Origin of the sequence: Bifidobacterium parmae, assembly GCF_002860365.1 — a bacterium.
Taxonomy (GTDB): Bacteria; Actinomycetota; Actinomycetes; order Actinomycetales; family Bifidobacteriaceae; genus Bifidobacterium; species Bifidobacterium parmae.
Map to the genome: position 1 here is coordinate 39,339 of NZ_NMWT01000002.1, position 25,298 is coordinate 64,636.

Below are 25,298 nucleotides of genomic sequence, written 5' to 3' on the forward strand. Positions count from 1 at the left end.
GGGGGCGCACCGGGAACGTTGATCCCGGTGCGCCCCCCTATTCGTATGCCGTCATTCCCATGGTGCGGTGAAATCCCCATGGTGCGGTGGTGGAAAACGTTGGTATTCCGCCGTTGTGGAGATTGTGTGTTGCCGCACCATGGGTGTTGGTGTGGGGTGTTGGTGTGGGTGTTGGTGATGGTGGCGCTACAGCTTCGCCTCGGCGAAGGCGTGGTCGATGTCGCGGATGAGGTCGTCGGTGTCCTCCAGGCCGACGGCGAGACGGAAGAACCCGCGGTGGAACTCCTCCGGGTACAGGTACTGGCGTTCGTCGTCCTCGCCGAGGAACACGATCAGGCTTTCGTCGTGGCCGAGCGAGACGGCGGACGTGATCACGTTGAGCTTGCTGACGAACCGGTTGTGCCCGTCATGGTCGGTGTCGAGACCGAACGAGAGAACGCCGCCGAAGCCCGCGTCCGGGCGGGCGAGCTGACGTGCCGCCACGTCGTGGTGCGGGTGCGACTCCAGTCCCGGGTAGGCGACGAACCGCACCTGCGGCAGCGATTCCAAATGCTTCGCGATGGCCAGCGCGGAGGCGTTGTGCTGGCGCATGCGCAGCGGCAGCGTGACCGAGCCGCGGTTGATGAGCCACGCGTTGAACGGCGAGATGATGCCGCCGTAGTTCACCTGATAGGTGAAGCGGATCCGGTCGGTGAGCGCCTTGCGGGTGGCGATGGCGCCGCCGAGCGCGTCGCCGTGCCCGTTGATGTACTTGGTGAGGCTTTCGATGACGACGTCCGCGCCGAGGTCGGCGGGACGCACGTTGAACGGCGAGTTGAACGTGTTGTCGACGGACAGGAGCGCGCCCGCGTCGTGCGCGAGCTTCGCCGCCGCCTCGATGTCCGTGACCTTTAACGTCGGGTTGGCGGGGGTCTCGATGTGCACGAGCTTCGTGTTCGGGCGGATCGCGGCGGCGATGTTCTGCGGGTCGGACGTGTCGACGATCGACGTCTCGATGCCGTACTTCTCCGGCAGGATCTGGTTGAGCAGGCGGTAGGCGGCGATGTACGTCGTGTCGGAGAAGATCGCGTGGTCGCCGCGGTCGAGGAGCGTGGTGAACGTGGCGGCGAGGGCGGCGACGCCGGAGGCGAGCACGACCGCGTCCTCGGTGCCCTCCAGGTTCGCGAGCTTCGCCTCCAGATAGCGCTGGTTCGGGTGGCCGTTGCGCGTGTACAGGTTCACGTCCGAACTGGACCAGTTGATGTCGGAGGGGTCGTAGGGCAGGGCGTAGGCGTTCGCCAGCGTGATCGGACGGCGGATCGCGCCGGTCTCGGCGTCGACCCCGTTGCCGAGGTGGATGGATTTGGTCGCGAATCCGAGCGGCGTGCCGTCGAAGGATTCGCCATGATGTACGAGATCTGAGGTCATGGTCTCATCTCTAGCAGCCGCGCGTTTCCCGCGCGAGTGCGCGTGGCCCGCGGGAATCCGCGGATTCGCAGGGATTGATAGCCGCCCATAGAAAGAACCGTGGGGAAGGTGCCCGGCTGAGTGGAGTGGATGCGCCGGATTCTCACACGGATTTCCGTCCGCGTGTATGGCTCCGGCATGTCTCGTTGGGTGAGATTTGTCCGCGGGGGGGGGGGGGGTATCTTCTCCCTGTGAGATTTCAGTGAAGAGGAATCTCGCGTATCCTAAGGGATTTTCGAAGGCACCTGACGGGAATGGATAACTCAAGGAGATAGTAGAGAAGTACTGTCGAGGTATCATCATGACTTTGAAGAAGATTATTGCGGGTGCCACTGCAATCGCCGCATTGGCGGTGTTGGCACCTATGACGGCCCAGGCCGATGAGAACACGCCGGCCGCTACCGAAACCACCAATTCGCAGGTGACGAATCAGCAGTCCGTGCCTGTCGTCTACCACATGAACGGCGGCAGCATCAACGGTGTGAGCGGCGATGGCACCGTGCAGGTCCCCGCCGGCCAGACGATTCTGGACAAACTGCCGACCGCAGTCGACCTCCAGCGCGACGGCTACAAGTTCGCCGGTTGGACGTACACCGACGGCACGCCCGTCCAGAGCGGCGATGTGGCCAAGCTCGGCAAGGACTATTACGAGGTCCAGGCCCAGTGGACCTCCCTGACACCCGAACAGCCGACGGCGACCTACAACATTATCGTGAGCACCAACGGCGGCACCGTCCAGAACGGCGAGAACGCCGGACAGACGGGTGACCTTCAGTACCAGGTGAAGGAAGGCACGAACCTGCTTTCCGTGCTGCCGAAGCTCAAGCGCGACGGTTTCGTTTTCGTCGCTTGGCATTACGCCGACAACGCCGGCACCCAGGTCGGCGCCCAGGACACGGTGAAGGGCAATGTCACCGTCTACGCCACGTGGAATCTCGACAAGGTCGATCCCGGTATGCAGGTGACCACGCATACGGTGGTCGTGCGCACCAACGGCGGCACCGTTCAGGATGGTGAGGCCAAGGGCCAGAACGGCGACGTGTCCATCACCGTCGGCGACGGAGACAACCTGCTTTCCGTGCTGCCGTCGCTCAAGCGCGATGGTTTCGTGCAGCGCGGTTGGTACTACGGCTGGGACGAGAACGACAACCAGTCCTACGGCACCTCCACGAAGGTCGGCGAGAGCGACACCGTCACCAAGGATCTCGTCGTGCGCGCCCTGTGGGACGTGGCCGATCCGGATTCCGGTATGAACGTCAAGACGTATGACGTGACGGTGAAGACCAAGGGCGGTGTGATTGACGGCGGTGAGTTCGACGGCCAGTCCGGTGACGTGAAGTTCACCGCGGCCGAGAACGACACGCTGCTGGACAAGCTGCCGAAGCTCAAGCGTGACGGCTACACGTTCCGCGGCTGGCATTACGAGGATGTCGCCGCGCACGGCACCAACACGACCGTCAAGGCGACCGATACCGTGACCGGTGACGTGACCGTCATCGCCCTGTGGGACGTGGCCGATCCGGATTCCGGTATGAACGTCAAGACGTATGACGTGACGGTGAAGACCAAGGGCGGTGTGATCGACGGCGGTGAGTTCGACGGCCAGTCCGGTGACGTGAAGTTCACCGCGGCCGAGAACGACACGCTGCTGGACAAGCTGCCGAAGCTCAAGCGTGACGGCTACACGTTCCGCGGCTGGCATTACGAGGATGTCGCCGCGCACGGCACCAACACGACCGTCAAGGCGACCGATACCGTGACCGGTGACGTGACCGTCATCGCCCTGTGGGACGTGGCCGATCCCGACCCCGATATGAACGTCGAGCAGTTCACCGTCGTGTACAACACGAACGGCGGCAACATCAACGGCGAGGTCGGTGACTTCTCCGTGCAGGTTGCCAAGGGCGACACCATTCTGGACAAGCTGCCTACCACCGACGAGATCGTGCGCGACGGCTACAAGCTGTCCGGTTGGCAGTACGCCGAGACCGGTACCGACAAGGATGGCTCCGCCGTGAAGGCGACCGATACCGCGACCGGCAACGTGTACAAGATCGTGGCGCAGTGGACCAAGGTCGCCGCCAAGGGCGACCAGTCCAAGACCGATGCCGCGGCCAAGGCCGACGCGAAGAAGAACGACGGCGCCATTCTCGGTGAGACCGGTTCCGCCATCGCGGGCGTCGCGGTGTTCGCGCTCGTCGCGCTCGCCGGTGCCGCGGCCGTCATGCTGCTGCGCAAGCGTGCCTGATTCCGCTATGCCGATTCAGGCTCCCCGAAGCTTGGGTTGGCGTCCGGTCAAGCTTCTTCACATGCAGTTGAGGGCATGAGATCGCCTTCGAAATCGTCTCATGCCGGATGTATGGCCTAACGGCCGCCAACTCAAGGGGGTCCGGAACATCTTACGATGTTCCGGACCCCTGTTTTTGTTAATGGGCTTGTTATTGTCTGAGAAACCACCAACAATCGAATGGTGGTCGGCGGCGATGCACCGGTGGGGTGACCCGACTCCCATGGTGCGGTGAATCACCCATGGTGCGGTGACGGGAAACGGCTTGATTCCGCCGTTATGGAGATTATGTGTTGCCGCACCATGGGAATGTGGGTGGGGCGACGCGCCGGGCGTCGGCAATAACCGGTGGATATCTACCGGTATGGCGTGGGGCGTGGAAGAATGGGGTGCAAGCGGTTACGGATGATCGCGGACGATCGGACGACGATCGGATGACGGGACACGGGCGCGTGCGGCGCGGCCGTGTCCCCCGGACGAAGGAGCGGGCCATGGGCGGTGCGGCGGTGGCGATAGTGATTGTGGTGGTGATCCTGGCGGTCATCATCGGACTGGTGGCGTGGGCGATCGCCGCCTACAACGGTCTCGTGCAGCTGCGCAACCGGGTCGGCAACGGCTGGGCGCAGATCGACGTGCAGTTGAAGCAGCGCGCCGACCTCATCCCGAACCTCGTGGAGACGGTGAAGGGCTATGCGGCGCACGAATCCGGCGTGCTCACGCAGGTGACGGCCGCGCGCGCCGGCGCGATGGCGGCCGCCACGAACCCGGGCGCCACGATCGCCCAACGCGCCGCCGCCGAGAACCAGCTGTCGCGCGCCCTGTTCAACCTCACGGCCACGGCCGAGGCGTACCCGCAGCTCATGGCCAACCAGAACTTCGTGAACCTGCAGAACCAGCTGCAGGCGCTCGAACAGAAGATCGCGTTCGCCCGCCAGTTCTACAACGACGTGGTGATGAAATACAACACGCGCATCGAGACGGTGCCGAGCAACATCATCGCGGGACTCTTCCACTTCACGCAGGCGCAGTACTTCGCCGCCGACGAGGCGAGCCGCGCCGTGCCGCAGGTGAGGTTCTGACCGCCGGACGGGCGGCCGGCGGAAGGGAAGGCGGGAACCATGAGGAAACGGACCATCGTCGCCATCATCGTCACCGTGTTCGGCACGCTGCTCATGACGTTCGTCTTCGGTTCGCTCTCGTTGATCCAAAGCGTGGGCGTCTCGCCGTCGCTCAGCTACCGGTCGCTCGACTACGATGTGCTGGTCGACCGCAACGGCGACCTCGAGATCACGCAGAAGATCGACGTGCGTCTGGCTAAACGCACGGAGGGCGGCGAGACCAAGCCGTGGAAGCAGCTGTACCAGCAGTACACGCTGAAATCCGACAACCTGACCGGCATCTCGGACATCCACGTGACGAACATCACCAAAGGCATCGAGTACGAGGAAAGCGACGAGTACGCCGCGCCGGACGCCTACTCCGACGCCACGTGGAACGCCGAACAGGCCAACCGCTGGTATATCGCGAAGGTCAACGGCGGCGGCACGACCGGCTACGAGACCGGCGGCGGCGAAGTCACCCTGAGGAAGGGCGTCGACGGCGCGAAGACCGCGGAGACCGTGGAACTCGGCTGGAACATTCCCGCCACCGAATCCGCGGACAGCCTGACGTTCAACATCCGCTTCACCATGCACGGCGTGGGCACCAAGTGGGACGACGTCGCCGCGTTCCAATGGGAGCCGTTCGGCACGTCCAACCAGGTGCCGATCGGCACGGTCACCGGCAAGGTACGGTTCCCGCTCGGCGTCGACACGACGAACTCATGGGCGTGGCTGCACACCGAACAGCGATCCGAAACCAGCCGTGGGAAGAACGGCACGCTCGACTTCACCGTGCACGACGTGCGCTCCGGCGACTATCTCGACCTCGTGGCCGCCTTCGACGCGGACGAGGCGTCGAATGTCGCGCGCACGCGCTCCGGCACGCATCTGGACGCGTTGAAGCGCAGCGAGGCCGAACAGGAACGGCAATGGCGCGACAAACAGCAAGGAGACGCCCGTGCGCGGCTCATCTACTGGTCGATCACGCTCGTCGCCGGCATCGTCATGTGCGCGCTGTCCATCACGGCCGTGGTCACCAGCCGACGGCGCTCCCATTACCGCGGTCCCATCGAATACTGGCGCGACAAGCCCGCGGTGAGCCCCGCTGCCGCGGCGCGGCTCATCGACGTGGTCGACCCGGAGGGCGGCAGGCATCGCGCCTCGCGCACCAACCGCGCGCTCACCGCCACGCTGCTCTCCCTGTCCGTCAAGAAGGCGATCGCCGTCTACCCCGGTCCCGCGACCATGTACGTCGGCATCGACCTGAGCCGTGCCGTACCCGCCGAACTGACCCGCATGATCGACGCAGACCCGGGCAGACGGCACGCGGCCGGACGCACCCGCACCATCGTGTTGCTGCCGCGGGCCCTCGACCGGTCCTCGGCCGCCGCCGCGGTGGCGGCTGGCGGTCTCACCGATTCGGAGAAGGCGCTGCTCGACCTGCTCGTCGCCATCTCCAGACGCGTCGGCTCGCCCGTGTTCGACTTCGACCAGATGGACGCCGCCTGCCGCGGATGGAAGGACGGGTACATCGAACTCAACCGGTTCATCAACGCCCGCGACAGCGAATACTGGCATCTGCACGTCTCCAAGTCGGTCGGCTGGCGGTGGATCGTCTCCGGCGTGTTCACCACGCTGCTGGGCTTCGGCACGATGCTCGCCAACGTGATCATCGGCCACGGGGCCGTCGGCCTGCTGCTCGGCATGCCGGTCTTCACGATCGGCCTGTTCTGCTCGATGAGCGGCGCGATGAACGAAATCATGCCGAAAGGACAGGAAGCCGCCGGCCAATGCCTCGGGCTCAAACGCTACATGGACGACTTCTCCGACTTCACGGACCGCGGCACCGCCGACATCGCCCTGTGGGACTGGTACATGGTGTACGCGGCCGCGTTCGGCATGTCCGACAAGCTCAAACGGGAACTCGCCGACGCCTACCCGCAGCTCGCCGACCCGGCATGGCTCGACGGCAACGCGTCCGGCTCCACGCTCTACTGGGACTACCGCACCGACCCATGGCGCGACGGGCCCCGCGCCTACGGCTACGGCGGCCCGGGGAACGGCGCAGGCTCCTCGTTCTCCTCCAGGCTCGACCGCTTCTTCGGCATCGGCCCGTACTCGGCCAACGGTTCGGGGCTCGCCGGATTCGGCGACCTCGGCTCGCAGCTGTCCGCCGGCATCTCCGACATCACCTCCACCATCGACGCCGCGTCGCCCTCCAGCTCGTCAGGCTCCTCCGGCGGAATCGACTTCGGCTCGTCCGGCAGCTTCGATTCCGGCGGATTCGGCGGTTCGAGCGGCGGCTCCGGCGGCGGCTCCTTCGGCGGACGCTGAACGCGTAGAGCACACCGAACACGGAGCGGACGAACGACACGAACAACGGCACGGACGGGACGGCAACATGCGGCACGGACTGGTCAGATCGGCGGTCAACGCACTCATCGCCACGGCGATCCTCGTAGGCATCCTGCTCCTCGGGCACAGCGGGCTCGTCGGCGGCGCCCTGCTCAGCTGCCGCACCATCGACTACACGGCCGTCGCCACCGCCGACGGCGACCTCAAGGTCGACACGCGCTACGACTACCGGCTCAAGGCGCGTGAGGACGACGATGGCCACACGAAACGCTGGAAGCAGCTGTACTGGCAGTACACGCTCGAACGCGGCAAACTCACCGACATCACCGGCATCACCGTGCGCAACGCCACCACCGGCGCAACGTACACGCGCATCGACCCGCAGAACCCCGAAACCGTCAACGACGGCACCTGGAACCTGAAATACGCGGACCACTGGTACATCGCCGACGTGACCGACGGCGCCGACGACCCGCAACCCTACGAGCCCGGCAGGGACGGACTCGACGGCGCCGACGCGACGGGCGGCCCCAAGACCATCGAAATCGGCTGGAACATCCCCGCCACCAAGGAGACCGACAGCCTGAAATTCGACGTGTCGTTCACCATGCACGACATCGCCACGAAACACGACGACGTCACCACCTTCCAATGGGAGCCGATCAAGAGCACCAGCCGGGTTCCCGCCGGAACCATCACCGGCAGCGTGCGCTTCCCCGACGGCACCGGCGCGTCGAACGTGTGGAGCTGGCTGCACACCGAACGCGACAGCGACACCGACACGGACGCCGACGGCCGCACCGACGACGGCACGTTCGACTTCACCGTCCACGACCTCCGCTCCGGCGACTACCTCGACGTCGTCGCCGCCTACGACTCCCGGTTCGCCGGCGACGTCGCGCACACCGTCCACGACGACGCGCTCGCCGACCTCACATCCACCGAACGCGCCAAGGAACGGCAATGGCGCGAAGACCGACGCGGCGAAGCATGGACGTACCTCGCCTGGTGGGGAGCGCTCGCCGCCGCCGCCATCGGCCTGTGCACGTGGGGGCTCATCGCCGCGTTCCGGTCGCGCCGACTCGCCGGCTACCATGGCCCGATCGTCTACTGGCGCGACCCGCCGCAGGTGAGCCCCGCCGTCGCCGCACGGCTCATGGACGCGATGGACGGGCTGCCCGTCGGCGGCGTCGCCGGCAAACGCGCCGACCGCATGCTGAACGAATGCTCGCTTTCCGGCACCGTGATGGCGCTCGCCGTGAAGAAGGCCGTCGCCATCTACCCGGGCCCCTCGTGGATGTACCGGGGCATCGACCTGAGCCGTGCCGACCCGGTCGGCCTGTCGCGCATGATCGGCGCCGACCCGCGGCTCGTCGCGGCGAGCGACACGACGAGCACGATCGTGATCCTCCCCGCCGTGTTCACGCCGCAACGGGCCTCGCTCGGCCTGTGCCGGTCCGAATCCGCGTGCCTCGACCTCATCATCGACATCTCGCGCCGCGTCGGCTCCCCGGTGTTCGACTTCACGCAGATGAAGGCGGCATGCAAGGGGTGGCGGGACGGCTACAAGTCGATGGAACGGTTCACATCGGCCGCGGACCTCGAATACGCGGCGCTTGACGCCGTGCGCTCCATGACGAGCGGCTACATGATCCCCATGGCGTTCCTGCTGATCCTCGGCTCGGGATTGCTCACATCCCCCGTGCTCACCTCGAACATCGCCGTGCAGCTGTGCGTGGGCGCCCCCAGCGTGTGGACCAGCGTGTTCATCCTCGGCATCGGCATGCCGAAACGGTTCACGGCCTCCGGCGAGGACTACGCCGGCCGATGCCTTGGACTCAAACGGTACATGGAGGATTTCTCCGACTTCACCGGCCGCGGTCCCGCGGACCTCGTGCTCTGGGACTGGTACATGGTGTACGCGGCCGCGTTCGGCATCTCCGGGCGGATGGCCGCCGAGCTCGCGAAAGCCTACCCGCAGCTCGCCGATCCGGCATGGCTCGACGAGAACGGTTCGGACTCCGTGTGGTATTGGAACTACCGCCGTCGCGAATGGCATCGCCGGTACGGCCGCGGCGGCGGGTACGGGTCCTCCGGCCCGTGGTCGGGCGGGTCGTCGTCCGGCGGCATGGGCGGTTTCGGCGGCGACGCGTTCGCCGGCGGATTGGGCGACATCGGCTCGCAGCTGAGCTCCGGCTTCGATTCGGTCGCCTCGACGATCTCCGCCGCCGCGCCGTCCTCCTCGTCCGGCGGCGGCGGCTTCGGCGGAGGTGGCGGCGGTTCCGGCGGCGGCTCGGGCGGCGGCCGGTAGTCCGGCGGTTCTCTCCGGCAGTGGTTCCGGCGGAGAGAACCGCCGGACGGCATGACGCGGAGTGCCGCACGGCGATGCGGCTATGCCGGCATGTAGCGTGTGGCGCGTGCCTTCCCGGTTCGGGAGAGCATGCCGCGTCCCACCAGCGATGCGATTATTTGGTAGGCGGAGCCTTGGGATAGTCCGGTGAGCGCCTGTGCCTGTCGCCGGGTGACGGCACCGTGATTCCGCGCATAGTCGAGCACCATGTGTTCGTTGGGGGACAACGGCTGCTCCGTATCGTGGCTTGCGGCCGTGTCGTGACCGTGGGCGGTGGCGCGGGACGCTGCGTGCTTGGGTAGCACCAGTCGGAACGTGTGATCGGTGATATGGAACGATGGTTGTTCCTTGGAATCCCGATAATCTCCCATGATGCGGCGGATTCCTGTTCCATATGCCTCCACGAGCCGCAGCCGGTAGAACACGTTCGCTAGTTTCGGATTGCGTTGGGCGGAGATGCCGTTCATCATGTCCTCGCGGGTGAACCTGCTGGGGAGGCCGCCAAGATTGAGGAATTCCATACGGTCGGCGAACACGCTGACCAGCGACGGGCCGGACAGCCCATAGTCGCGGTGCACAATGAGATTGAGCAGAGCCTCGCGCAACACCAACGGCGTGTAATCGTAGTCATCGACGCGGCGCATGTCGTCGCCGGTGCGCGAGACCACGGTGTTGTGCCGGTTGATGAATTCATTGACCTGGTCGAACTGGGTGAGCAGCGATCCGCTGAATTCCTGCCGGTTCAGGAACGTCTCCTTGTCGTCGTCGGCGAATGCGGCGGCTTTGATGGAGACCGTGCACTGGTCGGAAAGCAGCCATGCCAGATTCGTGTACCGGCCATCATCGGTGCGTAGACCCAGCGTGCGTTGGGTGGCTTCGGTGAAGGCGAGTCCGGTATCGGAAAACGCAAGTTCGGCGGCTGTGAACGTCAATGTCTGTTGCAATGACACCGCGTCCTCAAAGGAGTCGCCAGCCGTCTGGCGGATCATATCGACGATCGCGGATTCGCTGGCGGGAATCGACGCCGCACCGGAACGGACGTACACTCCGGCAGGTCTGATCCCCTTGTCGGCCAGATAATAGGGACGGTTCGTGCCGCGTTGAATGTGGACGGCAACCACGGGAACGTTGTTCATTTGTTCCGTCTCCACCGAGGTGAATCCCATCAGATCGGGGTGGATGCCGTCTGCTATCGCCTGGGTGGCGCGTCGCATGCTTTCGTCCGCGTCCGGAACGCCTATTGGTGTGCCGTCGTCTTCCACGCCGAGATAGATGACGCCGCCGTCCGTGTTGGCGAAGGCAACCGCCGTGCGTTTCGCACCATCCACCCAATCCCGTTTGAATTCGGTGATGAGGTTCTCATGGAGCGACGTCATCGTGGTCTCCTTATCGTGGGCGTGTTTCGTCTACTATCTTACATTATCTTATACTATCTATTAGTATCTAATACTATACGATTCGATTGATTGATTCCGGTTGTGCACATTCAATCGTATGACGAAAGCACTTTCGCGATGTGAGACACGCCACTGAAGGTAGTGCCAACGTTGGCATTACTGGAATTCCGCCGTTTTCCGGTTGGTTTTTGTCCCGGGGGGGGGGGCTACGTTCGTCGTTTATAGGCGTATTGGGAATTCCCTGCGCCACCGAGGCGGGCTCGTTCAGACGCTTCACGACGGAGAGAACCAGGAATAAGCCAGTAAGGGGCGTTCGGCCATGGAATCGCTGGACAACAAGATAGGCAAGAACACAAGCAGGCTAGGCAAGGTGCTGGTGGCGTTGATCGCCGCCGTGGCGATGCTGCTGACGGGCGTGAACCTCACGCCGTCCGCGGTCGCGGCGGAGACGGTCTACAATCCCGACGCACCGGCCGTCGAGGTCACGAGCGGCGTGACCGTCGACATCTACAAGGACAAGAACCACACGCAGAAGTTCGATCCGAACACCGACAAGGCGAGCGTCGGCCAGACGTTCTACGGGTCCATCAGCTTCGACTTCACCGACGAGCAGAAGCCCACGCTCGACAGCCCGAACCGCTCCTACACGTTCCCGAAGAACATCCGTGTGAAGGATGTGGAATCCTCCACGCTCTACGACAAGGACGGCAACGCGGCCGGCACGTGGAAGATCGCGCACGGCGTGGTCACCGCGCACTGGAACGAGGACTGGCTCAACAGCCACCCCTCCGACATCAGCTCGTACGTGAGCTTCGACTTCACGCTCGGCGAGGATGCCGGCGGCGACGGCGACCAGGAACACATCACGTTCCCCGGTGGTGGCGGCGACATCACCATCACCATCGACAAGTCCAAGGTGAACGGCCAGAAGACGTACACGATCAACGACGACGGCACCGTCACGTTCACCGTCACCCTGAAGCCGCAGTTCGACGTCAAGGACATGGTCGTCACCGACACGATGGGCTCCAACTTCACGTTCGTCGACGGTAGCTTCCAGCTCGACGGCAAGCCCGTGAACGCCACAATCGACGGCCAGAAGGCCACCATCAGCCTCGGCGACCTCGCGAAGGCCGACAAGAACGGCTACCAGCTCACCTACAAGGCGCAGCTCACCGACGCGGCGAAGAAGACGCTCGCCCAGGGCGGCAAGCTCGATGACGCGAAGAACACCGCGCAATGGAACTGGGACGGCGCCGACAAGCCCGGCGCGGCCGACGTCACCCCGAACCTCAGCTACGCGATGGTGCAGAAGTCCAACGGCTCCGGCACCGCCTCCGACATCAAGTGGACCGTCAAGCTCAACTCCGGCAGCCTCAAGGCCGACATGGGCGGCTACGTGTTCACCGACGCCATCAGGGACGGCCAGCACTACACCGGCTCCTACACCGTGAAGGACGCCAAGGGGAACACGGTGGCCACCGGCCGGCTCGACGGTTCGGCCAAGGACTTCACCTACACGTTCCCGGCGGACGCCGGCGCGCAGCAGTACACCATCGAATACCACACCGCGCTCGACGACGCTTCCTCCACCGCCACGGTGGACAACCACGCCGAGGTGACCCCGCCGGACGACAAGCACCCCGGCGGCAGCGACGACGGCTCCTACACGCCGAAGGACACCAACACGTACGTCACCAAGAAGCTCGACACCCCGAAGACCGCCATCGCCGCCGACGGCAAGGCCACGTGGACGTCCACCGTGGAGTTCTCCAAGATGGCCGCCGGCACCGACCCGTCCAAGGTGACGTTCACCGACAAGCTCTCCGAGCCGGACGGCGCCACGTTCACGTTCGACGGCAAACCGACGCTCACGATCGGCGGCACGACGCTCGCCGAAGGCCCCGACTACACGGTCGCCTACAACAAGACGAACGACCAGTTCACCATCACGTTCAAGGCGACCGACGCGCTCAAGGCCGCAGTCGGCAAGCAGGACGTGACCGTCCGCTACGCCACCACGAGCGACAAGACGCCCGGCACGTACAAGAACACGGCCAGCGTGAAGGTCAACGGCAGGACCACCTCCGCCAGCGACTCCTACGACATCGAGAACACGAACCTCGTCTCCAAGACCGGCTCGATGAAATGGGACAAGGACTTCGACTGGTCCAAGATCGACCCGAGCGACGCCACCAAGGGCGCGTGGGTCGCCACGTGGAAGGTGACCGTCAACGAGGACGACGACCCGTACAACGGCGTCGGCAAGACCGAACTCAACGGCCGGCCGATCGTCGTCAACGACACCATCCCGCAGGGCATGAGCTACGTGCCCGGTGGCACCTACAAGGTGCAGGCCGGCTGGAATCCGGGCACCCTCGACAAGCAGAACCTCGACAACGTCATGGCGAACGCGAACGGCAAACTCACGTTCACGATCCCCACCAACGGCGTCGTCCAGACCGACGGCTCCGACAAGGCGTACGCCGTGCTCACCTACTCCACCGCGGCCAAGACCACCGGAGGCGCGGTCGCCTTCACCAACAAGGCGACCGCCGACTCCGGCGACACCCACTTCGGCGAGGACTCCAGCACCGTGACCGGCGACAGCAAGGTCATCGACAAGTCCGCCGCGCAGATCAAGGACCTCAACCGCGTGCGCTACACGATCAAGGTGAACCCGCAGGGCGCCGACCTCATCAAGAACGCCGACACCGTCACCCTCACCGACATGATGGACGCCGAAGGCACGTTCATTCCCGCCTCGCTCAAGGTGACCAACAGCAACACGGGCGCCACGCTCATCGTGCCGGTCAAGGTCGAGGACGTGACCGACGCGAACGGCGACCCCACCACCAAGCTCACGCTCACGCTGCCGGACTCGACGCCCGTCACCGTGACCTATGACGTGAAGCCCAACGGCAAGCCCGGCGACAGGGTGAACCTCACCAACACGGCCACGCTGGAAGGCGTCGCCAACGGCGAGGACATCAACAAGAAGGACTGGACCGTCACCAACCCGAACTCCGGCACCGACGGCGCCGCCGGCTCGATCGCCATCACCAAGACCGACGCCGACGACCTCTCCCGCAAGCTCGCCGGCGCGAAGTTCGCGCTCTACGAAGTCGACATGAACCGGCTGTCCGGCACGAAGGTCACCTTCGACCAGGTGAAGGCCGTCGCCACGCAGTCCGGCGCCGAGGTCACGACCGACGCCAACGGCGTCGCCACGTTCGGCTCCGCCGACAAGCCGCTCAAGACCAATACGCTCTACTACTTCGTGGAGACCGCGGCCCCCACCGGCACGGACGGCACCGCCTACGAGCTCGACGCCACGCCGCACTACTTCATGCTCCCCGGCACGGACGCCGAACAGGCCGCGAACGCGCTGGACCGCGCTAAGGGCTTCGGCCTCGCCGTCTCCGACGGCACGTCGTTCAACGTGTACGACAAGCGCAAGCCCGCCGCGGTGAAGGGCTCCGTCACCCTGTACAAGCAGCTGACCGGCCGCGCGTGGACAGATGCCGACAAGTTCACGTTCGAGCTCGCCGCGGACGCCGCGAACAGCAAGGGTGTGAGCGAGGCCGCGCTCAAGGCCGCCATGCCCGCCGACACCACCGCCACCGTCGGCAAGACCGGCGACGGCGCCGACGGCAGCGCCTCGCCGTTCACGTTCGGCGACTTCACGTTCCCCGAACCTGGCACCTACGCCTACACGGTCAAGGAGACCGGCAAGGATGGCGACGGCATGACCGTCGACACCCGCACCGCCTCCGTGACGTTCACCGTCACGCGCAATGCCTCCGGCAACCTGGAGATCAAGGGCGGTCAGGCGAAGGTTGAAGGCATCGACGAGAACCACGGCGACTGGACGTTCGACAACACGTACAAGCCCACTCCGGTCACGACCTCCGGCACCATCAAGGTGCAGAAGACGCTCACCGGCCGCGCATGGCGTGACGGCGATTCGTTCGAGTTCCGCCTGCAGCCGGCGGCGCCCACCGAGGACGCCCCGCTGCCCGCGGGCGCGAAGAACGGCTACGCCTCGCTCACGGTGACCGACGGCAAGACGCACGCGTTCGGCGACATCACCTACGACAGGGCCGGCGAATACCACTACACCGTGTTCGAACGCACGCCCACCGCGAACAACGGCGAGCATGCCATCCCCGGCGTCGACTATTCGAACGCGCTGTACGACGTGACCGTCACCATCACCGATGACGGCAACGGCAAGCTGTCCAACGACAGCGTCGTCATGACCAAGGTGCAGAACGACGACGGCACGTCCGCCGGCAACACCGCGGTCGACGGTAACGTCGCGGCCGTGACCAACGTCTTCAAGGCGCAGGAGGCCAACCTCGGCCTGCTCGTCACCAAGAAGTACGCCGACAAGACCGGCTCCAAGCCGCTGACCGACGGCATGTTCTCGTTCGCGCTCGTCGCGAAGGACGGCGCCCCGCTGCCCGATGGCGCCACCGGCGATTCCGCCACGGCGAACGTCACCAGTGCCGGCGTCGCCTCGTTCGGCCTCATCACGCTCACCTCCGCGCGCGACGACGGCAAGACCTACGAGTACACGCTCAAGGAGAACGTGCCCGACGGTGCCACGCCGAACGCCGACGGCACGGCCGCCACGTTGAACGGCATGACCTACGACCTCGCCGCATACACGGTGAAGGTCGCGATCAGCACCACGACGGACGGCGACAGGCCCGTGCTCAAGCAGAGCGTCACCATCCTCGACGAGGACGGCAATGCGGTCGACCCCTCCAAGCTCGACAACGGCCGCCCCGTGTTCTCCAACACGTATGACCTGACGCCCGCCGAGACGTCGATCGCCGGACGCAAGACCCTGACCGGCCGCGACATGGATCCGAACGAGACGTTCACGTTCCGTCTCGCCGCCGCCTCCGACAACACGGCCGAAGCACGTGCCGCCCGCGCCGGACTGAAGGACCATTCCATCGTCCTCGGCTCCGACAGGAAAGCCACCGACATGACGCAGACCGTCGTGAACGCGAAGGACGGCCAGCCCGCTGCGTTCACTTTCGACGGCCTCCACTTCAGCAAGCCCGGAACCTTCAAGTTCGCGGTCACCGAGACCGGCACCGTGAAGACCGGCACGCAGAAGGACGAGCACGTCGGGTACGTCACGGTCACGGTGAAGGACAACGGCGACGGCACGCTCGCCATCGCGCCCACCGTCTACGACAATTCCGCGGCGACGACCGACGCCGACAGGAACACGACCGACGCGTCCACGTTCACCAACGTGTACGCGCCCACCGGCTACGCGTACTTCCTGCTGCACAAGAAGATCACCGCCTCCGAGGGAACCACCGCACCGCAGCTCAAGGCCGGCGCGTACACCTTCGGCCTGTACCAGGGCGACGGCACGGACGGCAAGACGCCGATCCAGACCGCCACGAACACGGCCCCCGTAGACGGCGAGGCCTCCGGCCACGTCGCCTTCGACCACATCGACTACACGCCCGCCTCGCTCGCGCAGGCGGTCACCGACGGCTACGCCGCCTATGACGCCGCCACGAAGACCTGGAACCTGACCTACACGGCGGCCGAACTTGGCCCCGACGGACAGCCCGCCAAGGCCGGCGACGTGAAGGACGGCATCGCCTACGACGCCACGACCCGCACGATCGAAGTGACCGTCAAGGACGCCGGCAGCGGCACGCTGCAGACCAGCTACGCGATCAGCGATGGCAATCCCGCGACGTCCGACGACCCCGATTCCGAGGCCGCCGCGTTCGACAACGTGTACACGCCCGCGCCCGCCACCGCCGAACTGCACGCGAAGAAGCAGCTTGACGGCCGCGACTGGAAGACCGACGGCACCGACCGCTTCGACTTCAAGCTCGAAGCCGTGAGCGGCACGCTCGCCGCGAACAAGGCGACCGTCGCCAAGACCGACATCCCGATGCCGGCAGGCGCGCAGGACGGCGTGCTCACGCACACCGCCACCAATGGCGACGTGTTCGGATTCGGCGAGATGACCTACACGAAGGCCGGCACCTACGTGTACAACATCAGCGAGGTCCAGCCCTCGGCGGCCGACGCCATCCCCGGCGTCAGCTACTCCACCGACCTGTACCGCGCCACCGTCACCGTGACCGACGACGGCACCGGCCAGCTGACCGCCACGACCGCCATGAAACTCGTCTCCAAGGTCGATCCGAACGCCGCCAAGCAGGGCAAGGCCGTGAAGGCCGATCCCGCCGTCGGCGAACCGGTCGCGACGATCACCAACACGTACGCGAAGCTCTCCCAGAACTGGAGCCCGAAGGTCCTCAAGCGCTACACCGACCTGAGCGGCGACGCCAACCCGCTCACCGCCGGCAAGTTCCAGTTCACGCTCACGCCGGTCAAGAACGCGCCGCTCCACGTGATCGACGCCGACGGCACGGTGAAGGACGCCACGAGCCTCAAGGCCGAGAACACCGGCAACGGCGAGGCCGCGTTCAAGGACGTGCAGTTCACTGACGCCGACCTCGCGGCCGACGGCGGCGCGAAGACCTACCGCTACGAGATCGCCGAGGTCAAGGGCTCCGAAGCCGGCATGACCTATGACGACACCGTCTACACGGTCGACGTCACGGTCGCGGTGGACGGCAACGGCTATCTTACCGTCACCCCCGCGTTCAAGGACAAGAACGGCGACCCGGTCGCGGCCGACAGGATCGACGCCGGACGCCCCGTGTTCACGAACACGTACACGCCCACCAAGGTCGACGCGCAGCTCAAGGCCCACAAGACCCTGAACGGCGCGACGCTCAAGGACGGCGAGTTCACGTTCCAGCTGTACGACGGCATCCAGTTCCGTGACGGCGACCCGGCGAAGCTCCTCCAGACGAAGACCAACGCCGCGAACGGCGACGTGACCTTCGACACGATCGACTTCGACAAGGTCGGCGCCCACGACTACTCCATCCGCGAGGTCGTGCCCGACGACGCCGTGAACGACGTCAGGAACGGCGTGACCTACGATCACACGTGGCAGTACGTGCACGTCGACGTGACGCTCGACAAGTCGACCGGCAAGCTCAAGGCCGCCGTCACGGACGCGAACAGCGGCACCGACACCGCCGAGTTCACGAACACCTACGACGCGGCCGGCGCAGCCACGCTCGGCGCGAAGAAGGACTTCAGGAACTCGGACGGCTCCGCCCGCCCGATCTTCGAGAACGACTTCACGTTCCAGCTGCACGAAGGCGCGACCACGACCGGCAAGGTCCTCCAGACCAAGGCCGCGGCCGCGGACGGCTCGATCGCGTTCGACCCGATCGCCTACAAGCTGAGCGATTTGGACGGCAAGACGTCGAAGACGTTCACCTACACCGTGAACGAGATCACTCCCGCCGACAACGGCAAGCTGCCCGGCGTCACCTACGACACCGCCGCCTACACCTACACGGTGACCGTCACCAACGCCGGCAACGGCAAGCTGACGACCAAGGTCGCCGTCGATGGCAAGACCAACGTCACGCGGCCGACGTTCACCAACACGTACGCGGCCTCCGGCTCCACGGCCATCGGCGGCGTCAAGAAGGTGACCGGCGACGACGGCAGCGACCAGACCATGCACTTCGCGAACAAGTTCACGTTCACGCTCACCGGCAAGGACGGCGCGCCGATCCACGTGGACGGCACCGGCTCCGACACGGGCAAGCTCGTCGACAAGACCAAGCTCACCGCGTCCAACACCGCGGCAGGCACCGTCTCCTTCGGCACGCTGCACTACACGCTCGCCGATCTGGCCGACGTCGCTCCCGCGGCCGACGGCACCCGCTCCAAGACCTTCACCTATGAGGTCGCGGAGGATGCCACGACCGTCGCAGGCGTCACCAACGACGCGACCGCCGTCAAGAACTTCACCGTCACGGTGAAGGACTCCGGCGACGGCACGCTCGCCGTGACCACCGCACCCGCCGACACGGCCGCGCTGTTCGCCTTCACGAACACGTACGCCGCCTCCGCCACACTGACCCTCACCGGCACGAAGACCATGACCGGCCGCAAGCTCACCGCCGCCGACCGGTACACGTTCGACGTGTATGAGGGCTCGAAGGCCGAAGGCGCCCCGGTCTCCACCGGCACCAGCGACGCCACCGGCACGATCACGTTCGACAACGCGCTGACCTACACGCTCAAGGACCTCGGGGACCACACGTACACGGTCGTCGAATCCGAAACGAACCTGCCCGGCGGCGTGACCGCCGTGACCCGCATCCACACGTTCACCGTGAACGTGGCGGACACGGACCACAACGGCACGCTGAAGCTCACCACGAGCGGCCTCGACGCGGACACGGACGGCAACGGCGGACTCGCGTTCGAGAACAACTACACGACCACGGACTCCACCCCCATCGAGCTCAAGGGCGTGAAGCTGCTCGAGGACGGCGACTACGACACCACCCTCGCCCAGCTCAAGGGCAAGTTCACGTTCACGCTCAAGGGCAAGGACGGCGCACCGCTCCACGTGCTCGGCGCGGACGGCAAGACCGCCACCGACGAGACCGAAGTCACCGCGCGGAACGATGACGCCGGCAACGTCGACTTCGGCAAGGTGGTCTACCACTTCGCCGACCTCGCGGGCCGGACCGACCGCACGTTCACGTACGTCGTCACCGAATCCGGCGACGTCGCGGGCGTCACCAACGATGCGGACCTCACGCGCGAATTCACCGTCACGCTGCACGACAACGGCGACGGCACGATGAGCGCCACCGCAGACCCGTCCACCGGCGCGCTGTTCTCCTTCGAGAACACGTATTCCGGCGGCGCCACGACCGACGCGTTCGACTTCACGAAGACGCTCGACGGCCGTGCGCTCGACAAGGGCGAGTTCACGTTCACCCTCACCGGCGCGACCGGTGCGGACGGCACCGTCGCCCCGATGCCGGAAGGCGCGAAGGACGGCGTCAAGACCGTCACGAACGCCGCGGACGGCAAGGTCACGTTCGGTGAGATCACGTACGACAAGCCCGGCACCTACGCGTACACCGTGCGCGAAACCGCCGGCGACCTGGGCGGCGTGACCTACGACGACACCGTGTACACCGTCACCGTCACCGTCAAGGACAACCACGACGGCACGATGACCGCCACGCACGAGATCGCCCGCACCGCGCAATCCGCCGGTCCGGACGCCGCCGACGGCACCGTCAAGTCCACGCCCGTCAAGGACGAGGACGCCGTGTTCGCCAACACGTACGCGCCCGCACCCACCGCATTCACGTTCACGGCCACCAAGACCATCAAGGGACGTGACCTGAAGGACGGCGAATTCACGTTCGAGCTGCGCGACGCGGACGGCACGACCATCCGGACCGCGAAGAACTCGGCGGACGGCAGGATCGCGTTCACGCCGATCACGTTCGACAAGGCGGGCGAATACACGTACACGATCCGCGAGTCGAAGGGCGACGCGACCGGCGTCACCTACGACACGACCGTGTACACCGCCAAGGTGACCGTCACCGACAACCTCGACGGCACGATGACCGCCACCGCCGCCTACCAGTCCGGCCTGTTCGGCAGCGACCGCAAGGCGCCCGCGTTCGAGAACACGTACACGCCGCCGCTGAGCACCACCGGCGCCGGCGTGGCCATGCCCGCCCTGATCGCCCTGCTGCTGCTCGGCGGTGGAGCCGCGATCCTCGTGGCCGAACGCCGCAGGCGCGACGAGGCCGGAACCGTCGCGGCGAACGGACGTCATCGCCGGTAGGTGATGTCCGCTCCGCCGGAACCGTCCCGACAGGCGGTTCCGGCGGTGTCCGATGACGTTCGTCGGACTTGATGACCGTGCCCGTGAAGTCTACGCTGGACTTCACGGGCACGGTCGTTTCGCATATGTTCGCATACGGCCGGTCACGCGCAACGTGACATCAACGGGAAACCACGGAAGGACAAGGACGCATCATGGCGCTGTACCGCAATCTGGGACCATTCTCCACCACCGCGATCGGACACGGCGAAATGCCGCTGACCATCGAGAACAACCGCGGGCATGAGATCGGCATCGAGACGCTGCACGCCTCGCTCGACGCCGGCTGCCGCCACATCGACACCGCATGGGCGTACTACACGCCCGGCGAGGAGGAGCAGACCGGCGAGAAGCTCGTGCGCGAGGCGCTCGACACGTGGAAGGGGCCGAAGAGCGAGGTGACCGTCGCCACGAAGATCGGCCTGCGCCGCGCATGGGACGGCGACAAGCCGGTCTGGCCGCGCGACGGCAAGCCGGAGCACCTCATCGCATACGGCAAGCAGTCGGCGATGGCGCTCGGCGTCGACACCATCGACCTGCTGTACCTGCACCGCCATGATCCGGAGGTGCCGTACAACGAGTCCATCGAAGCGCTGAAGCAGCTCGTCGACGAGGGCGTGGCCCGCGTGGCCGGCGTCTCCAACGCGTCGATCGAACAGATCGACATCGCGCGTTCGATCCTCGGCGACAAGCTCGTCGCCGTGCAGAACCAGTATTCGCCGATCCACCTGGAGACGCAGGACACGCTCGACTACTGCGCGAAGCTCGGTCTCGCGTTCGTGTGCTGGAGCCCGCTCGGCGGTTACCGCCACCCGTACGACGAATCCACGTTCGACCCGTTCCGCGAGGTCGCGGCCGCGCACGGCGTGAGCTACCAGCAGGTCGTGCTCGCCTGGGAACTCGCCAAGGGCGACCACATGTTCGTCATCCCCGGCGCCCACCGCCCCGAGACGATCCTCGATTCCCTCAAGGCCGACCAGCTCGAACTCACCCCGGACGAGATCGCCAGGCTCGGCTGATTCATTGCCTCACGGCCGTCGCCGTTCGGCCTCGCCTGCGGGCGGTCCACCGGACCGTCCGTTTGACGGCTCGGCCCGCCGGCCGTGGGGACTCCCGCTCTACAGGCAGTGCGCCATGTAGAGCGGCAGGTACATGCGATCCCCGTCGATTCTCATCTGCTTGGGGTGCAGCACGATTTGCGATCCCACACGCGCTCCGAACTTGTTCTTGAACTTCTCCAGCGACTTCGTCCCGTATCGGCCGGTGGATTTCACCTCGATCGGGGCGACGCGCAGCCGCAGGTTCGCATTGGCGTACGGTGCCTGGATCAGAAAATCGATCTCCATGGTGTTCGCCGCGTTGGTCTGGTCCCTTCGCGAATAGAAGAACAGGTCGTGGCCGGACGCCTTGAGCTGCTGTGCGACGATGTTCTCGACGAGCATGCCCTCGTTCAGTTCCAGTTTGCCGAACAGGATATCCCGGTAGACCGAGTTCACGCCCGTCCGGTTCCTGGCGGCGGGGAAGGCGTGACTGACCAATAGGCCGGTATCGGCCATATAGCATTTGAGCGTCGTGTGATCCTCGTCGAGCCGTAGTCCGACATGCGGATCCGTGGAGTTGTAGCAGTTGTTGGTGATGCGGGCGTCCGACAGCCAGAAGAACGAGTCCTCGTAGTCGCGCATCCGCGCCGTCTTGCCGATCGAGGCGAGAGAGAACCGTTTCTCATGTTTTGACAGTTGTCCCGGCAGCCCATCGAAGATGGACAGCACCTTCGTCTCGTACCCTTTGGCGAATCGGGCGACGTCTTTGCGGTACAGGGAGAGGATGCGGCGCTTCTCCTTGTCCGCCTGGGCGAAATCGTGATCGTCCGCATAGTCGGCGACGGGTTTCGGCATGCCGCCGATGAGCATGTATTCGCGGAACAGATCCATGGCCTTGCGGTGAATGGCTTCCGGCAGGGGGTGTTTGCTTTCGAACGATTCCCGTATGGCATCCGCCATGGGGCGTTGATCCATGGCCCAGAGGAATTCCTCGAAATCGAGGGGGTTGAGTTCGAGAGAGTCCTCCTCGGACGGGATGAGGATGTCCTCGACGTTCTGCCGTATCGAGACGAGTGATCCCGTTTCGATGTAGTCGTAACGGCCGTCCGCGACCAGGTGCTTGATGAACGCGCGCGCCTGGGGGAAGAACTGCACCTCATCGAAGATGATGAGCGATTCCCGTCGGTATAGCGTGACCCCGAAGTACAGGGACAGGTAGGAGAAGAACCGGTCAAGGTCGGTGCGTTGCGTGCGGAACAGGTCCAGCACCGCCTCATCCACGTTGGAGAAGTCGATGAGGATGTACGACCGGTACTCGTTGCCGCCGAATTGTGTGGCGAGCGTGCTTTTCCCGACTCGTCTGGCGCCCTCCAGAAGGATGGCGGAAGCCCCCTGCTCCTCATGTTTCCAGGTGAGCAGGCGGTCATAGGCGCGGCGGTGGAGCATGGTTGTCATGCAGCCTACGCTATCACGAAAATGAAGGTGTCAATGTGTTGTTCTTGCACGAAAATGAAGGTATATGCACCTTCATTTCGCACGAAACCACAGGTCTCACACCAGTCCCGCCACTATTCGCGCCGCCTCGGCGAACTCCTCCGGGGTGGTGTAGGCGTAGCTCAGACGCAGGGCGTTGTCGCCCTCGAAATCGTAGATGTCGCCCGGATTGAGCAGCACGCCGCGGTCGGCCGTCTGCTGGAACAGCCGTCCCATGCGCACCGGCTCGTCGAACGTGAGCCAGATGTAGAACCCGCCGCGCGGCACGTTCCAACGAGCGCGCCCGGCGAACAGCCGTTCCAGCGTCTCCAGCGCCGCGTCGCGCCGACGGCGCAGTTCGGCGCGCAGACGCCCCAGATACTCCGCGTACAGCCCGCTCGTCAGGAACCGTGCGAATACCCACTGGCTGAGCGTGCTCGCGCCGTAATCCATCTGCATCTTCACATCCGCCAGACGGTGCACGATCCGCTCGTCGGCCACGATCCAGCCGATGCGCAGTCCCGGCGCGAGCGCCTTCGACGCGCTGCCCAGCGCGATCACCATGCCCGTCTCGTCATAGGATTTGAGCGCGCGCGGCGTGGGGCCCTCGAAGACGAGATCCTGATACGCGCAATCCTCGATGATCGGCAGCCGGTGCGCCACGCACGCGTCGATGAGCGCGCGGCGGCGCCGCTCGGGCATCGTGACGCCGGTCGGATTGTGGTTCGTGGGGATCGTATAGAGGACGGAGCCGTCCTGCCGAATGATGCCGGAACGGTTGCGGGGGAGGGCGGGCGCGTCGGGCGCGGGCCGTCGGGTCCCTTCGCGTTCCGTCGCGGTCGCGGTGGCGGCCGTGCGGTCCGCCGTGCCGTTCCCGTCGAGCAGCACGCCCAGCTCGTCCGCGTCGAGGCCGTCGCCGTCCATCGGCACGCCGGCGAGCCGCATGCCCGCCGACTGGAACACCTGCAACGATTTGATGTAGCTCGGCGCCTCCGCGTAGACGGTCGATCCGGCGGACAGCAGGCTCACCGAGATCATCTGCAATCCCTGCAGCGCGCCCGATGAGACGAGCACCTGTTCCGGGCGGCAGTCGACGCCCCAGTCGCGCATGTGCGCGGCGATCGCCTCCCGCAGCGCGTCCGATCCTTCCGGCGGCGGGTAGCCGAGCGCGTCGATCTCGGCGGCCGCCTCGCCTGCCACGCGCCGCCACATGTCGCGCGGGAAGAGTCGCGGGTCGAGCTCGCCGGTGCCGAGCCGCGTCTTCGTGGGATCGAATTCGAGCCGGTTGATGGCCTGGATGGTCGCGTTGTTCGCCTTGAAGAACCCGGACGAGACGTAGTCCGCCCAGTCGGGTGCGCCGGGCAGCATCAGCGACCACGTGTTGCTCACGATGCGCGTGCCCGCCCCGTGGCGCCCCTCGACGATGCCGTAGTCGGCGAGTTCCTGGACGGCGGCGATGATGGTGGACCGGTTCACGCCGAATGATTCCGCGAGCGCGCGCTGACTGGGCAGGCGCGAGCCGATCGGCCACGCGCCGGACGCGATGCGCCCGCACATGTAGTCGACGATTTGTTCGGTGACGGGCGCGGCGGACGTGCGGTCCGGCGCCCAGTCGATGTCGAGCGGCGTGGTGCGCGGCATGTGCGGCTCCTTGGTCCGTGTCGGTGATCGAGCGTGCTCCCGTGAACCCCCTCAGCCGGCTTCGCCGGCAGCTCCCCCTCAAGGGGAGCAAAGGAAGGTCTGGACCATGAGGAGGATCCAGACGGAATCCTGCGTCCCCCCTCAGGGGGAGCTGCCGGCAGCGGGCCGGTGGGGAGTCGGATTCTGTGCCCCCCCTTGAGGGGGGCTGGCAGCCGGAGGCCGACTGAGGGGGCGTTTTGGTTGGGTGGTACATGCTCGCCTTGGCTGGTTGCCAAGTGTAATCCGCTGCGTAGGATATGGCAACGGCATTGGAATGATGCGGATTGCGTGATATGTGATTCGTATATGGCTGGCTGGTCGAATGGTGTTTGGCTGGTTTTGGTTGGGTGATTCGCACCCAACCAAAACCAAGGGCCTGTTGA

At 65.6% G+C, this 25,298-nt stretch carries 10 protein-coding genes; 6 read left to right on the forward strand and 4 right to left on the reverse strand.

The genetic code is table 11. The features are described from left to right. Nucleotides 1–186: 186 nt before the first annotated feature. Nucleotides 187–1,407, reverse strand: coding sequence for a trans-sulfuration enzyme family protein (locus Uis4E_RS01290; protein ID WP_101621453.1), 1,221 nt, complete (start codon nucleotides 1,405–1,407; stop codon nucleotides 187–189). Between the two features lie 340 nt (nucleotides 1,408–1,747). Here Uis4E_RS01290 and Uis4E_RS01295 point away from each other — a divergent pair, with 340 nt between their 5' ends. The 4 genes from Uis4E_RS01295 (at nucleotide 1,748) to Uis4E_RS01310 (ending at nucleotide 9,499) form a co-directional block, all read left to right on the forward strand. Continuing rightward, nucleotides 1,748–3,694, forward strand: a complete 1,947-nt coding sequence (locus Uis4E_RS01295; protein ID WP_101621454.1) for an InlB B-repeat-containing protein — start codon at nucleotides 1,748–1,750, stop codon at nucleotides 3,692–3,694. A gap of 530 nt (nucleotides 3,695–4,224) precedes the next feature. After that, complete coding sequence (locus tag Uis4E_RS01300; RefSeq protein ID WP_165784796.1) at nucleotides 4,225–4,812, forward strand: LemA family protein; 588 nt, start codon at nucleotides 4,225–4,227, stop codon at nucleotides 4,810–4,812. A gap of 39 nt (nucleotides 4,813–4,851) precedes the next feature. Beyond that, complete coding sequence (locus Uis4E_RS01305) at nucleotides 4,852–7,167, forward strand: DUF2207 domain-containing protein (protein ID WP_101621455.1); 2,316 nt, start codon at nucleotides 4,852–4,854, stop codon at nucleotides 7,165–7,167. A gap of 67 nt (nucleotides 7,168–7,234) precedes the next feature. Further along, complete coding sequence (locus Uis4E_RS01310; RefSeq protein ID WP_101621456.1) at nucleotides 7,235–9,499, forward strand: DUF2207 domain-containing protein; 2,265 nt, start codon at nucleotides 7,235–7,237, stop codon at nucleotides 9,497–9,499. A gap of 80 nt (nucleotides 9,500–9,579) precedes the next feature. On the opposite strand, the gene Uis4E_RS01315 is transcribed toward Uis4E_RS01310, so the two are convergent. Next, nucleotides 9,580–10,914, reverse strand: a complete 1,335-nt coding sequence (locus Uis4E_RS01315) for an RNA-binding domain-containing protein (protein ID WP_101621457.1) — start codon at nucleotides 10,912–10,914, stop codon at nucleotides 9,580–9,582. A 340-nt stretch (nucleotides 10,915–11,254) separates the two neighbouring features. Between Uis4E_RS01315 and Uis4E_RS01320 the strand changes: the two genes are divergently transcribed. Further along, nucleotides 11,255–20,683: a Spy0128 family protein gene (locus Uis4E_RS01320; protein ID WP_101621458.1), complete on the forward strand. Its 9,429-nt coding sequence runs from the start codon at nucleotides 11,255–11,257 to the stop codon at nucleotides 20,681–20,683. A 194-nt stretch (nucleotides 20,684–20,877) separates the two neighbouring features. Continuing rightward, the gene (locus Uis4E_RS01325; protein WP_101621459.1) at nucleotides 20,878–21,741 is read left to right on the forward strand and encodes an aldo/keto reductase; all 864 of its coding nucleotides are present in this window, start codon (nucleotides 20,878–20,880) and stop codon (nucleotides 21,739–21,741) included. Nucleotides 21,742–21,840: 99 nt separating this feature from the next. Here Uis4E_RS01325 and Uis4E_RS01330 read toward each other — a convergent pair whose 3' ends face one another. Then, nucleotides 21,841–23,208: an ATP-binding protein gene (locus tag Uis4E_RS01330; protein WP_101621460.1), complete on the reverse strand. Its 1,368-nt coding sequence runs from the start codon at nucleotides 23,206–23,208 to the stop codon at nucleotides 21,841–21,843. 105 nt (nucleotides 23,209–23,313) lie between these two features. Next, a complete protein-coding gene (locus Uis4E_RS01335; protein WP_101621461.1) occupies nucleotides 23,314–24,876 on the reverse strand; it encodes an aminotransferase-like domain-containing protein in 1,563 nt (520 codons plus the stop codon). Nucleotides 24,877–25,298 lie beyond the last annotated feature (422 nt).

Bases quoted from the DNA above. Each gene is read 5' to 3' on its own strand.
- Uis4E_RS01290 (WP_101621453.1), bottom strand. From the start codon at position 1,407: ATGACCTCAGATCTCGTACATCATGGCGAATCCTTCGACGGCACGCCG.
- Uis4E_RS01295 (WP_101621454.1), top strand. From the start codon at position 1,748: ATGACTTTGAAGAAGATTATTGCGGGTGCCACTGCAATCGCCGCATTG.
- Uis4E_RS01300 (WP_165784796.1), top strand. From the start codon at position 4,225: ATGGGCGGTGCGGCGGTGGCGATAGTGATTGTGGTGGTGATCCTGGCG.
- Uis4E_RS01305 (WP_101621455.1), top strand. From the start codon at position 4,852: ATGAGGAAACGGACCATCGTCGCCATCATCGTCACCGTGTTCGGCACG.
- Uis4E_RS01310 (WP_101621456.1), top strand. From the start codon at position 7,235: ATGCGGCACGGACTGGTCAGATCGGCGGTCAACGCACTCATCGCCACG.
- Uis4E_RS01315 (WP_101621457.1), bottom strand. From the start codon at position 10,914: ATGACGTCGCTCCATGAGAACCTCATCACCGAATTCAAACGGGATTGG.
- Uis4E_RS01320 (WP_101621458.1), top strand. From the start codon at position 11,255: ATGGAATCGCTGGACAACAAGATAGGCAAGAACACAAGCAGGCTAGGC.
- Uis4E_RS01325 (WP_101621459.1), top strand. From the start codon at position 20,878: ATGGCGCTGTACCGCAATCTGGGACCATTCTCCACCACCGCGATCGGA.
- Uis4E_RS01330 (WP_101621460.1), bottom strand. From the start codon at position 23,208: ATGCTCCACCGCCGCGCCTATGACCGCCTGCTCACCTGGAAACATGAG.
- Uis4E_RS01335 (WP_101621461.1), bottom strand. From the start codon at position 24,876: ATGCCGCGCACCACGCCGCTCGACATCGACTGGGCGCCGGACCGCACG.